This window comes from Oerskovia gallyi (assembly GCF_014836745.1).
Lineage (GTDB): Bacteria > Actinomycetota > Actinomycetes > Actinomycetales > Cellulomonadaceae > Oerskovia > Oerskovia paurometabola.
Map to the genome: position 1 here is coordinate 1 of NZ_JACSQE010000006.1, position 13,173 is coordinate 13,173.

The following is a 13,173-nucleotide window of genomic DNA, read 5'->3' on the forward strand; positions in this document are numbered from 1 at the left end:
CGCACCACCCTGCACCAGATCTCCAACCTGCCCGGCAGACCCGGACGCCACCTGTCCGTCCTGGCCTACAAAGCCGCACAACGCGTCATCGGCTTCAACTGACTCTCCCCACCAAGGGCCCGACACCACCACGGTGCCGGGCCCTTCACCCTGCGCGCCCTGCGCGCCGACAGCACCGCCATCGGGCGAAGGAGCCCGCTCCGGCGACAGGTTGTGCACTGAAATCGACAGGTTGTGCAGAACGGTCCGGGGGCCGTCGGGAACCGCGCTGTGATGAGTCCGCTGGGCTCCGCTGATGGGACACCGCGTGTGCCATGCGCAGCGCAGCGTCGTCCGGACAGGGACCGACTCCGATGTCGACCAGGTCCGCACGACCGATGTTGCCACGAGGGGGCATCTAGGGCGCGGCAGCACTTGAAGAGTCGAAGGAGACACACACGTGTACACCCGCAAGCGCGACGAAATGGGATGTCGATGAAGACTACGGCTACGGCACGACGAGGCCAGAGGATGACCAGAGGGGCCAAGGGAGCGGCGGCGCTCTCGGCGATCGCCCTGATCGCGGTTGCGGGCTGCACCAGCGGCACCTCCGACGAGAACGACACCAAGAGCGGGAACGCCTTCACCACCCGCGAGGTCACGGACGGCAAGACCGACTTCGTCGTCGTGACGAACCCCGGCGACGGCCCGGTCCTCTCCTACGGCGCCGACAGCGGGATCGAGCTCCTGACCGAGGAGGTCGACGGCAAGAAGGTCGCGTTCAAGGACATGAACGCCAACGGGACGCTCGACACGTGGGAGGACTGGCGCGAGACCGCTCAGGACCGCGCCGCCGACCTGGCCCAGGAGATGTCGGTCGAGCAGATCGCAGGCCTGATGCTCTTCAGCTCGCACGAGCGCTCCCAGGCGGACGGGCTCACCGACGCTCAGAAGGAGTACCTGAAGGACTCCAACCTGCGCAACGTGCTGCACGCCGGCGCGAGCGACGCCGACGCGACGGTCAAGTGGGCGAACGCGATGCAGGCCTACACGGAGACCCTCGCAGCCGAGGGCACCCCGTACGTCCCGGTGAACTTCGCGTCCGACCCGCGCTCGACCGCAGGCTCCGGCGGCTACAACGCCGAGGGCGCGGACATCTCGCGCTGGCCGTCGAACCTGGGTCTCGCCGCGACGTTCAACACCGAGCACACCAAGAACTTCGGCGAGATGTCCTCGGCGGAGTACCGTGCGCTCGGCCTGACGACGGCTCTGTCGCCGCAGATCGACCTCGCGACCGAGCCGCGCTGGCTCCGCGTCGGCGGCACGTTCGGCGAGGACGCCGACCAGAACACCGAGCTGGCTGCGGCGTACGTCGACGGCTACCAGGGCAGCGAGGGCACGGACCAGTGGGGTCCGGAGTCCGTCAACGCGATGATCAAGCACTGGTCCGGTGACGGTCCGGGCGAAGGTGGCCGCGAGGGTCACACCGACGCCGGCAAGTACGGCGTCTACCCGGGCGACAACATCGCGGCGCAGCAGCAGGCCTTCCTCGGCTCGCTCGACTCCGCGGCAGTGATGACCGCGTACTCGATCGCGCTCGACGCGAACGGTGAGCCGAAGTTCACCGACCGCATGGGCACGGCGTACGACCAGGACCGCATGGACCAGCTCCGCAAGGACGCCGGCTACGAGGGCGTCGTGGTCACCGACTGGGGCGTCATGAGCGGCGCCGACGACGAGGGCGAGATGTTCGGCATGGCCTGGGGCGCCGAGAGCCTCACCCCGGCCGAGCGCTACCTCAAGGTGCTGGGCACCGGTCACGACATGTTCGGTGGCGTCAACGACGCGACCCACATCCTCGAGGCCGCCGACCTGTGGCAGCAGAAGTTCGAGGCCGGCGAGCTCGAGGAGGACGCGCAGACCCGCTTCCAGGAGTCCGGCGCACGCATCCTGACGATGTTCTTCAACCCGGGCCTGTACGAGAACCCGTTCCTCGACCTCGAGCAGTCGAAGGAAGTCCTCGCGAGCGACGACAAGGTCGAGGCGGGCTACGCGGCCCAGCTCGACTCGGTGGTCATGCTCAAGAACGACGGCGAGACCATCTCGGCCACAGACGCCGCGGACTGGAAGGACAAGACCGTCTACATCCCGCGCAACTTCAACACAGGTTTCCCCAGCGCGTTCGGTCCCGGTGAGTACACCGAGGCACCGAGCATCGACATCGAGACTGCCGAGAAGTACTTCGGCAAGGTCGTCACCGACGAGGCCGTGACCGACGCCGAGGGCGTCGTGTCGAGCTACACCGCTCCCGACCTCTCCGACGTCGACGTCGTCCTGGTGGGCATGGACTCCCCGGACAACGGCGGCAACTTCTCCAACATCGGTCACGACCTGGAGAACGACACCTGGTACCCGCTGTCGCTGCAGTACCGTCCGTACACCGCGGACGGCGAGAACGTCCGCAAGGTCTCCCTCTCGGGGGACATCCTGGCCGACGGCACCAAGCAGAACCGCTCGTACTTCGGCAACACCTCGAAGATCGCGAACGAGTCCGACCTGGACGCGTTCGAGCGTGCCACGGCTGCTGTCGAGGCCACCGGCAAGGACATCCCGGTGATCACGGTCCTCAAGGCGATCAACCCGGTCGTCCCGACCGAGTTCGAGGGCAAGTCCGACGCCATCGTCGTGGGCTTCGGCACCAGCGACCAGGCGCTCATCGAGGTCGCACTCGGCCTCTACGAGCCGAAGGGCCGCCTGCCGATCCAGTTCCCGAAGGACATGGACACGGTCGAGGCCCAGCTCGAGGACGTCTCCAAGGACATGACGCCCTACGTCGACGCCGCGGGCAGCTCGTACGACTACGGCTTCGGCCTGAACTTCGCGGGGCCGATCACGGACTGACGGCCGCGCACCGGGTGGCCGGCGGCTCGCGCCGCGGCCACCCGGGTACCGGGGCGTCCCGTGGACGCCCCGGTGCACCCGCAAGGCCGCGGGACGTGCTCGCGGCCAGAACTCACCAAGGAGCAGAAGTGAAGCAGAACAAGGTGCTGACCACCGGCCTCGGCGTCGTGCTGGGGCTGACGGGGCTCTTCGGCCTCACCGCCTGCGGCAGCGGCGACGGCGACTCGGGCGCGAACGCCTCCGCGGAGCAGGCAGCCGACGTCGACATCAAGGACGACCTCGAGAACGCCAAGACGGCCGTGGCGGACGCCCTGGCCGAGGACGACTCCTGGGCCCAGATTATGCTTGCCAGCGACGTCAAGGCCCCGACCGTCAAGTACGGCCTCCTCGTCGTGCCCTACACGGCCTCGGACGCCGCGTCGCGCGTGCAGGGCACGGTCGACATCAAGGACGGCAAGTTCACGATCGAGGGCGACTCGGCCGCCACCGGCCAGACGTGGCAGATCGACCAGGACGGGAAGATCTCCGAGGTGTCGGAGTAGCTCTGCGGAGCACCGCCCGGTCCCTGGCCAGACGACGTCCGCGGGGCCGGGCCGTCGACCAATCACGACGAGACGCTGGCAGTGCGTCACGTCCGCGGCGCACAGCCGACGATCCCACCCATGATCTGATCGCTGCCCGCACTCGAGGAGGAATGCAGTGAACGCCAAGGCGAAGAACGCCGATCGGCAGAAGAAGCCGATGTCGAACAAGAAGTACCTGTGGATCTGGGCACCCACGCTCGCCACGGTGACCGTCGTGACGGTCGTCGCGAACGTCGCGCTCAACGTCGCCGGCGGCTGGGTCGCGTCCCAGTTCGGCTCCGGCACGTACGAGTTCACGAACGCGGCGGAGTCGGCCGACTGGGACACCGAGTACTACACGTCCGACTTCGGGTCGATCGACGAGGTCGACGCTGCGGCCAAGACGCTCGTCGAGGAGATCGCGGCCGGCGGGATCGTCCTGGCGAAGAACGATGCTGGAGCGCTGCCGCTGGCGCCGAGCTCGCGCGTCACGATGCTGGGTCGCGCGGCAGCGGACCCCGTGTTCGGCGGTTCTGGCTCGGGGTCGGTCGACACGAACTCGGCGGTGACGGCACGCGCCGGCCTCGAGAACGCCGGGTTCGAGGTCAACGACCAGGTCTTCACCACGATCGAGGCGTTCGCGGCGGAGAACCCCCGGGGCTACATCGAGATGGACCGCCCCGACATCTCGACGTACTACATCGGTGAGATGCCGGTGAGCGAGTACGAGGCGCAGGCCTCGTCGTTCTCGCAGTACTCCGACGCGGCCGTCGTCTACGTCGGGCGTCCGGGCGGTGAGGGCGGTGACCTCACGCAGGACATGGCCGACTGGGACGAGAACGCCGAGCCCGGACAGCACCAGCTCGAGCTCAACAAGGACGAGCGTGACCTGATCGCGCTGGCCAAGGAGAGCTTCGAGACGGTCGTCGTCGTGGTCAACGCCTCGACGACCATCGAGATGGGCGACCTCCAGGACGACCCCGGTGTCGACGCGATCCTGCTCGCCGGCTCGCCCGGCGCGACGGGCCTCGACGCGCTCGGCGACATCCTGGCGGGCGACGTGAACCCGTCGGGTCGCACCTCGGACCTGTGGGCCGCCGACTTCACGGCAGACCCGACCTTCGCCAACTTCGGCGGCTTCGTCTACGACAACATCGAGGCGTCGTTCCCGGTCCCGGCGATCGAGAAGGCCACCTCCAACGCGACGCTGACCTCCGACGCCCCGTTCGTGAACTACGCCGAGGGCATCTACTTCGGCTACCGCTACTACGAGACCGCGGCGGCAGAGGGCTTCATCGACTACGACGACGCGGTCGTCTACCCCTTCGGGTACGGCCTGAGCTACTCGAGCTTCGCCTGGAACGTCGTCAGCACCGAGGCCGGTGCGGTCGACGGGAAGATCTCCGTGACCGTCGAGGTCACCAACACGGGCGCCACGGCGGGCAAGGACGTCGTCGAGCTCTACTACACCGCTCCCTACACGGACGGCGGGATCGAGAAGTCCGAGGTCGTGCTCGGTGGGTTCACCAAGACGGGGCTGATCGAGCCGGGCGCGAGCGAGACCGTGACGATCGACCTCGCGGTCGAGGACATGGCCTCGTACGACCACCTGGGCAACCAGGCGTACGTCCTCGAGGCGGGCGACTACAGCATCACCCTGCGGACCGACTCCCACACCGTGGCCACCGGCACGGAGCCGTTCGTCTACACGGTCGCCTCCGACGTCGTGTACTCGGGCGACGACCACCGCGCGACGGACCTCGCTCCGGTGACCAACCAGTTCGACGACGTCTCGGCGGCGTTCAGCACCGAGCCGACCGAGGGCAAGATCCTCTCGATGTCCCGCGCGGACTTCGCCGGGACGTTCCCGAAGGCTCCGACCGCGGACATGCTCGTCGCGGACGAGGCGGTCCAGGAGGGCTTCCAGCCCTGGGACGACGAGGCCGCGGCGGCAGCGTTCGAGGGCGAGACGCCCACGACCGGTGCGCAGACGGACCTCACTCTCGTCGACATGCGTGGTCTGCCCAAGGACGACCCGAAGTGGGACGAGCTGCTCGACTCGGTCTCGGTCGGTGACATGACCAGCATGCTCCTCAACGGTGCCTACCAGACGGCCGCGATCGGTTCGATCGCCAAGCCGCAGACCGTCGAGCCCGACGGCCCCGCGGGGTTCTCCTCGTTCATCAACTCCTCGATCAACGGTGTGGCCTACCCGTCGGAGTTCCTCATCGCGCAGACGTGGGACGTCGAGCTCGGGAGGGCGATGGGCGAGATGCTCGGCAACGAGGCGATGTTCAAGGACATCAACGGCTGGTACGCGCCCGCGATGAACCTTCACCGTTCGCCGTTCGGCGGCCGCAACTTCGAGTACTACTCGGAGGACCCGTTCCTCTCCGGTGCGATGGCGACCGCGGTGTCCAACGGTGCCGCGAGCAAGGGTGTCTACACGGCGCTCAAGCACTTCGCGCTCAACGAACAGGAGACGAACCGCGTCAACAACGGCATCGCCACCTGGGCGGACGAGCAGACGATCCGCGAGATCTACCTCAAGCCGTTCGAGATGGCTGTCAAGAACATCACGATGGACGTGCAGTACGTGTCCGACGAGAACGGCACGATCTCGGAGACGACGATCGGAGCGGGCGGCATCATGAGCTCGTTCAACCGCATCGGCGCGACCTGGGCGGGCGGCTCCGAGGCGCTCATGACGAACGTCCTGCGCACCGAGTGGGGCTTCGAGGGTTTCGCGATCTCGGACTTCAACCTGTACCCCTACATGAGCCCGAACCAGGGGATCAGCGCGGGCACGGACCTGACCCTGACCTTCCAGCCGTCGAAGTCCTTCGTGGACACGACGTCGGCCAAGGCGGTCAGCGACATCCGTGAGGCGACCCACAACATCCTGTTCACGGTCGCCAACTCGAACGCCATGAACGGGCTCGCGCCCGGGGCCACGGTCACCTACACGCCGCCGACCTGGGTCTACATCCAGATCGGTGCGACCGTGCTGATCGGTCTCCTGGTGCTGGCCGGCGGGTTCATGGTCACTCGGCGTGTGCTGCGGCACCGCAAGGCCGAGGCTCCGGCTGCCTCGCCGGAGCGGGTGGCCGTCGGCGCCGACTCCTGAGACCGCCTCGGTCCGTCGTGCGGGTGGTCCCCCGACACGCGCACGACGGACCGAGGTTCCTGCGGCCGGGCGGCCGACGGTGCGTGTTCCAGCGCGTCCCGTCGGCCGCCCGGCCTTCTTCGTGGTCTCCTCGTCCCCCGTGGGGGACGGCGTCGGGGGAGGCGGGCGGGCGCCGCCCGACGGCGGGGGTGCGGCGACCTGTCGGTCAGGCCGGTCGTTCGAGCACGGCCGCCTCCTGCTGCGGCTCGCACGGTCGGTCCAGGAGATCGTGCACCGACCGCCGATGCTCCTCGGCGACAGGGAGCCGTTCGGCCAGCTCGACGACCCACCCCGACAGCCTGCGCAGGGGCACGTCGTGGTCGTTCGACGCGGCCCGCAGGACGCTGAAGGCGCGGCTGGTGCTCACGTCGCACGTGAGCGCGAGGATGCCCTTCGCCTGCTCGATCGTGGCGCGGTGCTCGGCCGCAGCACGGATCTGCTCGCCTGCGAGCACCTCGGCCCGCTGAGCGAGGGTTCGCGTGAGGTCGGTGAGGTACCCCATGACCTCGACGACCTCGTGCGTGTCGCAGTCCCGCCGTCCCTGTCCCACGAGGCACACGGTCCGTCCTCGCCCCTGGGCCGTCTCGATGCGGTGCACGCTCGAGAGGGGCATCCCGCCCTCGCCCGCGCGCCGGAGCGCCTCCTCGACGTCGGCGCGGTCGTCGGGATGGCGGAGGGCCAGGAAGATCTCCGTCGTGGGGGTGATCTCGTCCAGGTCGTAGCCGTGCAGGACGTACGTCTCGGACGACCACCACCAGCGCCCGGTGACCAGGTCGTGCCGGAACCTGCCGGCGGGAGCCCGCGCGGGACGGCCCGGGCTCCTCGAGGACACGACGCGCTCCGGACGGGTGGGGGTGATGGTCATGGTGCGGCGACTCCTCGGCATGGGGGCTCGTGTCGGTGTCGGCCCCCCGTCGTGACGGCCCTTCACGTTCTCGCACCGTGCGCGCTCCCACCTCGAGCGAAAGTCGATACTCGATCGACCGGAGGTCGAGAGGGCCGCCATCGGGAGGAGACCCGGATGCGACGTGGCGGACCAGGCGCGTGGGATCCTCTTCGGGGGGCTCCGGCGCGCAGCGTGGGTGGACCGGGCCCTGTCCGGCCTCATGAACGACGATGCAGGCCAGGCGTCAACGCGCTGACCTGCATCGTGGGGGTGCCCCGGGTGGGATTCGAACCCACACTGGATCGGGTTTGAGCCGAACGCCTCTGCCGGTTGGGCTACCGGGGCACTGACCGTCCGGGGACCTCGAGGAGCCCGCAGCGGTGCGTGGACCATCGAACCACAGAACCGGGACGAAACGAGAATCACACCCACAGCGCGGGGCGAACGGGGTGTTCTCCCACTACGATGAGGGACGTGAGTGACGACAACGCGCAGCCCGATGCCACGGCACCGCTCGACCTGCCCCCCCTGATCAAGCCCGAACCGAGCGTCGAGGCCGAGGCGCCCGCTGCGCCGTCGGGCGGTCGCCCTGCCCGCCGTGCCGTCGTCGCCGAGGACGAGGCGCTGATCCGCATGGACGTCGTCGAGACGCTCCGCGAGGCGGGCTTCGACGTCGTCGGCGAGGCGGGGGACGGCGAGACCGCGGTCAGGCTCGCGCTCGAGCTCAAGCCCGACGTCGTCGTGATGGACGTCAAGATGCCCGAGCTCGACGGCATCTCGGCGGCCGAGCGCATCGGCAAGGCGCACGTCGCGCCCGTCGTGCTGCTGACGGCGTTCTCGCAGACCGAGCTGGTCGAGCGCGCGCGGGACGCCGGCGCCATGGCGTACGTCGTCAAGCCGTTCAGCCCCGCGGACCTGCTGCCCGCCGTGGAGATCGCGATCTCCCGCTACTCGCAGATCAGCGCGCTCGAGTCCGAGGTCGCAGACCTGGCCGAGCGGTTCGAGACCCGTAAGCGCGTCGACCGCGCGAAGGGTCTGCTCATGACCAAGATGGGTCTCTCCGAGCCCGAGTCGTTCCGCTGGATCCAGAAGACGTCCATGGACCGTCGTCTGACGATGCGAGAGGTCGCGGACGCCGTCATCGAGCAGGTCGGCGGCGCCTGATCCGGTGCGGCACGTCGCGAACCGGGTCGTGAACAGCCTCTTTGTTCGGGACGCTCAAGAAGGCTATCGTCATGGACAGGTGTCCAGGACGATGAGTTCGACGATCCGGACTCCCACGAAGCATCAGTCGATCGATGACCGGGGGCGCTCGTCGGTGGCAGACAGCTCTGCTGCCGCCGGGGTGCTCCGAGGTCGGAGGATCCTACGAGGAGGTTCCACGTGCGTGCAGCAGTAGTGGTCAGGCCTGCGGTCGGCAACGACCTCCCTGGTGTCGCTGCACTCTGTGCCGAGGCGCGTCGCGAGTCCGCGGCCGGTCCTCAGGTCTGCCTCTCGGACGAGTCCAAGCTGGTCCGCCAGCTCCGGGTGCTGCTGTCCGTCCCCGGCGGCACGGCGCTCGTGGCGTTCCACGACGACGTCCCGGTCGGCTTCCTCCTCGCCCGTGTGCTCGACCCGCACCTCTTCAACGACGAGCCCAGCCTGTACATCGAGGCGCTCTACGTGTCGCAGGACGCGCGGCGACGCGGGGTGGGCCACGCGTTGCTCACGGCGACCGCGGAGCTCGCAGCCGAGCACGGCGCGATCGACGTCTTCTCGGTGCCGATCCCGGGCTCCCGGGGCGTGCAGCGGTTCCTCGCGCGGCTCGGTTTCGCACCCGCCGCCGGGCATCGTGTCGTCTCGACGTCGGTGCTCCAGCGTCGGCTCGCCGCGGACTCGGGCACCCTGCGCCGTGGCGCGCGCAGTCTCGAGGACCTCATCGCACGCCGTCGCAAGGCGCGGACCGACGGTCAGACGGGTCCGGTCGACCTGCGCGCCTTCCAGGACGACTACCGTCGCGAGGCCGCCGCGGGTCTCGACGCCCCGCTCGTGAGCGAGCCTGCGACCCGCTGACCCCGACACGTGAAGGGCCCGGCTCGATCCTTCGAGCCGGGCCCTTCGTGCGCCTGGTGGTCGGGCGGGCCTCAGCGCCCGTCGAGCACCATGCAGGTCAGGCGCGCGGTGCACACGCGCCGCCCCTCGTCGTCGACCACCACGATCTCGTAGCTCGCGGTGGTCCGTCCCAGGTGCAGCGCCGTCGCGACGCCGTGCACCGAGCCCGAGCGCACGCCACGGTGGTGTGTGGCGTTGATCTCGATGCCCACGGCCGCGCGCCCCTCGCCCGCGTGGATCTGCGCCGCGATCGAGCCCAGGGTCTCGGCCAGCACGACCGAGGCGCCGCCGTGCAGCAGTCCGGCGGGCTGGGTGTTGCCGGTGACCGGCATGCTGCCGGTCACGCGGTCCGGGGCGACGTCGTCGAGGGTGATGCCCATGCGCTCGATGAGGGTGCCCACGGTGCTCGCACGCAGCGCCGCGAGCGCTGCGTCGTCGGGGGAGATGGTCGGGCTCTCGGCTCCGTGCGTGTCAGTCATAGCGGATAGGTTTGCACTCGTGACCACCACTGCGCGACCTCGCCTCCTGCTGATCGACGGACACTCGATGGCCTACCGGGCCTACTTCGCCCTGCCGGTCGAGAAGTTCTCGACGACCACCGGCCAGTCGACGAACGCCGTCTACGGGTTCGTCTCGATGCTGACGAACCTGCTGCGTGACGAGAAGCCGACGCACGTCGCGGTCGCGTTCGACGCCGGGCGAGCCTCGTTCCGCACCGAGGTCCTGCCGACCTACAAGGGCACGCGCGACGCGAGCCCGGAGCCCTTCAAGGGTCAGGTCCCGCTCATCAAGGACATCCTCGCGACGCTCAACATCCCCGTCCTGCAGAAGGAGAACTTCGAGGCGGACGACATCTTCGCGACCCTCGCGACCCAGGCCGCGGCCGTGGGCATGGAGGTCCTGATCTGCTCGGGCGACCGCGACTCCTTCCAGCTGGTCCGCGAGGACGTGACGGTGCTCTACCCGAAGGTCGGTGTCTCGACGCTCGCGCGCATGACCCCGGACGCGGTCCTGGAGAAGTACGGCGTCCCGCCCGAGCGCTACCCGGACCTCGCCGCACTCGTGGGGGAGACCAGCGACAACCTGCCGGGCATCCCGGGCGTGGGTCCCAAGACGGCGGCCAAGTGGATCAACGCGTACGACGGCCTGGACGGCGTGCTGGCCTCGGCCGACAAGATCACGGGCAAGGCGGGGGAGAACCTGCGGGCCAACCTCGACCAGGTGCGCCTCAACCGGCAGCTCAACGCCCTGCTGACGGACATGGAGCTCCCGCTCGGCCCGGACGACCTGCTGGCCCAGCCCTGGGACCGCGAGGCGATGCACCGCGTGTTCGACGCCCTGGAGTTCACGGCACTGCGCGAGCGCCTGTTCGCGCTCGCCCCGGAGGGGGAGGAGGACGTCGAGGAAGGCTTCGACGTCTCGCTCGCCGCGCTCGGGCAGGGTGAGCTCGGTGCGTGGCTCACCGCGCGCAAGGAGCGCCCGGTCGGGCTCGTGGTGGCGGGCAAGGCCGCCCCCGTGGGCGGTGACGCGTGGTCGCTCGCCGTGGCGGACGACGGCGCCGCTGCGGTCGCGGTCGACCTCGCCGACGTCGCGGTCGTCGACGAGCAAGCCCTGGCGGCGTGGCTCGCGGACGCCGACGCGCCCAAGGTGGTCCACGGCGCCAAGGCCACGTGGCACGAGCTCGCCGCGCGCGGCTTCGACCTGCAGGGTGTCGTGTTCGACACCGAGCTCGCGGCCTACCTCTGCCACCCCGACCAGCGCGGCTACGACCTGGGGGACCTCGCGATCCGGCACCTCAAGCGCGAGCTGCGGGTCGAGGAGGTCGACGAGCCCCAGGGGGCGCTCGACCTCTCGCTCGACGGCTCGGGCGAGGACAAGCGGGACGCCGTGCGCGCCGTCGGCGTCCTCGACCTCTCGGAGGTCCTGGTGGGCGAGCTGCGCGACCGCGGCGCGGACCACCTGCTCAGGGATCTCGAGCTTCCGCTGGTCGACGTCCTCGCTCGCATGGAGTCGCGCGGCATCGCTGCGGACGTCGAGTACCTGACCGAGCTCGAGAAGCACTTCGGTGAGCTCGTCGCGACCGCCGCGTCCGAGGCCTACGACGTGATCGGCCGCGAGGTGAACCTGGGCTCGCCCAAGCAGCTCCAGGAAGTCCTGTTCGACCAGCTGGGCATGCCCAAGACCAAGAAGATCAAGACCGGCTACACCACGGACGCGGCAGCCCTCGCGGACCTGTTCGCCAAGACGGGGCACCCGTTCCTCGAGCACCTGCTCGCGCACCGCGACGCCACGCGCCTGCGGCAGACGGTCGAGGGCCTGCTCAAGTCCGTCGCTCCCGACGGGCGCATCCACACGACGTTCCAGCAGACGATCGCGGCGACAGGGCGGCTGAGCTCGACGGACCCGAACCTGCAGAACATCCCCATTCGCACCGAGGCGGGTCGGCGGATCCGCCGCGCGTTCGTGGTCGGCGAGGGCTACGAGACGTTGCTGACCGCGGACTACAGCCAGATCGAGATGCGCATCATGGCGCACCTGTCGGGCGACGAGGGCCTCATCGAGGCGTTCCGTTCGGGCGAGGACCTGCACAGCTACGTGGGTTCGCGCGTGTTCGACGTCCCGACCGACCAGGTCACCCCGGCGATGCGCTCCAAGATCAAGGCGATGTCCTACGGCCTGGCGTACGGGTTGTCCTCGTTCGGCCTCTCGCAGCAGCTGGGCATCTCCGTCGGAGAGGCAGCGGGCCTCATGGAGGACTACTTCAAGCGCTTCGGCGGCGTGCGCGACTACCTCACGGGCGTCGTCGACGAGGCCCGGGTCACCGGGTACACCGCGACCATCCTGGGGCGTCGTCGCTACCTGCCCGACCTCACGAGCGACAACCGCCAGCGTCGCGACATGGCGGAGCGCATGGCGCTCAACGCCCCCATCCAGGGCAGCGCGGCCGACATCATCAAGGTCGCGATGCTGGGCGTCCAGCGCGCGCTCGACGAGCAGGACCTGCGCTCGCGCCTGCTCCTGCAGGTCCACGACGAGCTCGTGGTCGAGGTCGCGCCGGGGGAGCGGGACACCGTCGAGGAGCTCCTGCGCCGGGAGATGGGTGCGGCGGCCGAGCTCTCGGTCCCGCTGGACGTCTCGGTGGGTGCGGGACGCACCTGGCACGACGCGGGCCACTGAGGTCCGGTCGGCCGTCGTCGGGAGGCTGCAGCGCTGCCCGACGACGGCCGAGGCCTCCTCGTCGCTGCGGGCTCACGACCGGGCGAACCGGGACCCGCCGTACTTCTTGTGGACGGCCTGGCGGCTGACACCGAGGATCGTCGCGATGGCGGCCCAGGAGACGCCTCGGGAACGGGCGCGGCGCACCACGAGCGCCTCGCGGCGGTCGGCCTCGGACCGCAGCTCGCGCAGCGCCGCGAGGGCGCGCAGCGGGTCGTCGTCGTCGGCCGCGCGGACGAGCATCGTCATGTCGGGCTCCTTCATCGGGTGTCCTCCGGTCGGGTGGCCGTGGCCACTGTGTCAACATAGGTTGACGGTTGGCATTGCGTCAACCCATGTTGACAGCTCCGGCGCGCCTCGCCGACGCGGAA

At 69.6% G+C, this 13,173-nt stretch carries 9 protein-coding genes and 1 tRNA gene; 6 read left to right on the forward strand and 4 right to left on the reverse strand.

What is annotated here, in order from left to right:
• The first annotated feature begins 510 nt into the window (after window positions 1–510).
• The 3 genes from H9640_RS08535 to H9640_RS08545 all read left to right on the forward strand — a co-directional run bounded on the left by H9640_RS08535 (window position 511) and on the right by H9640_RS08545 (window position 6,570).
• Window positions 511–2,880 carry a glycoside hydrolase family 3 N-terminal domain-containing protein gene (locus tag H9640_RS08535; RefSeq protein ID WP_225226918.1) on the forward strand — a complete coding sequence of 790 codons (2,370 nt, stop codon included), beginning with the start codon at window positions 511–513 and terminating at the stop codon, window positions 2,878–2,880.
• 128 nt (window positions 2,881–3,008) lie between these two features.
• Window positions 3,009–3,422 carry a hypothetical protein gene (locus H9640_RS08540; protein ID WP_191790309.1) on the forward strand — a complete coding sequence of 138 codons (414 nt, stop codon included), beginning with the start codon at window positions 3,009–3,011 and terminating at the stop codon, window positions 3,420–3,422.
• Between the two features lie 157 nt (window positions 3,423–3,579).
• Window positions 3,580–6,570, forward strand: a complete 2,991-nt coding sequence (locus H9640_RS08545) for a glycoside hydrolase family 3 C-terminal domain-containing protein (RefSeq protein ID WP_191790310.1) — start codon at window positions 3,580–3,582, stop codon at window positions 6,568–6,570.
• A gap of 205 nt (window positions 6,571–6,775) precedes the next feature.
• Here H9640_RS08545 and H9640_RS08550 read toward each other — a convergent pair whose 3' ends face one another.
• Together H9640_RS08550 and H9640_RS08555 are read right to left on the reverse strand one after the other, a co-directional pair.
• Window positions 6,776–7,474 (reverse strand): PAS and ANTAR domain-containing protein, encoded by a 699-nt coding sequence (locus H9640_RS08550; protein WP_191790311.1) that lies wholly within the window; start codon window positions 7,472–7,474, stop codon window positions 6,776–6,778.
• 292 nt (window positions 7,475–7,766) lie between these two features.
• Window positions 7,767–7,840, reverse strand: a tRNA-Leu gene (locus tag H9640_RS08555).
• 120 nt (window positions 7,841–7,960) lie between these two features.
• Here H9640_RS08555 and H9640_RS08560 point away from each other — a divergent pair.
• The gene (locus H9640_RS08560) at window positions 7,961–8,659 is read left to right on the forward strand and encodes an ANTAR domain-containing response regulator (RefSeq protein ID WP_191790312.1); all 699 of its coding nucleotides are present in this window, start codon (window positions 7,961–7,963) and stop codon (window positions 8,657–8,659) included.
• A gap of 219 nt (window positions 8,660–8,878) precedes the next feature.
• Window positions 8,879–9,547, forward strand: a complete 669-nt coding sequence (locus H9640_RS08565; protein WP_191790313.1) for a GNAT family N-acetyltransferase — start codon at window positions 8,879–8,881, stop codon at window positions 9,545–9,547.
• A 71-nt stretch (window positions 9,548–9,618) separates the two neighbouring features.
• Here the strand turns inward: H9640_RS08565 and H9640_RS08570 are convergent, their stop codons facing one another.
• Window positions 9,619–10,065: a hotdog fold thioesterase gene (locus H9640_RS08570; protein ID WP_191790314.1), complete on the reverse strand. Its 447-nt coding sequence runs from the start codon at window positions 10,063–10,065 to the stop codon at window positions 9,619–9,621.
• On the opposite strand from H9640_RS08570, the gene polA reads away from it, so the two are divergent.
• Window positions 10,031–12,763, forward strand: a complete 2,733-nt coding sequence (gene polA, locus H9640_RS08575) for a DNA polymerase I (RefSeq protein WP_191790315.1) — start codon at window positions 10,031–10,033, stop codon at window positions 12,761–12,763. The two genes, H9640_RS08570 and polA, sit on opposite strands and share 35 nt — an antisense overlap.
• 72 nt (window positions 12,764–12,835) lie before the next feature.
• Here polA and H9640_RS08580 read toward each other — a convergent pair whose 3' ends face one another.
• A complete protein-coding gene (locus H9640_RS08580) occupies window positions 12,836–13,051 on the reverse strand; it encodes a helix-turn-helix domain-containing protein (RefSeq protein ID WP_225226919.1) in 216 nt (71 codons plus the stop codon).
• Window positions 13,052–13,173 lie beyond the last annotated feature (122 nt).